The 237-nt window shown below is 52.7% G+C and carries 1 rRNA gene; it reads right to left on the bottom strand.

The window, feature by feature from the left end:
- Positions 1 to 237: ribosomal RNA gene (locus C458_RS18350) — 23S ribosomal RNA — on the bottom strand; the annotation flags it as partial.

Here is a 237-nt window from a genome sequence, read left to right on the forward strand (position 1 = left end):
GGAGTGTTTAGTCTTCGCAGTTGATGCCTGCGAGATTCACGAGGGATATCCAACCCCCGCTATTCTGGAACAACCCCGGGATCTGGTTCATACGTTACGGGGTTTTCACCCTGTATCACGCTCCGTTCCAGGAGACTTCACGTATGATCCAGGTCCGTTATGGGTAGTCCGTACACCACATTGCCCGAAGGCTTCGGTTTGGACTGTATCGCGTTCACTCGCCGTTACTAACGACAT

This window comes from Haloferax sp. ATCC BAA-644, from assembly GCF_000336975.1.
Classification (GTDB): domain Archaea; phylum Halobacteriota; class Halobacteria; order Halobacteriales; family Haloferacaceae; genus Haloferax; species Haloferax volcanii.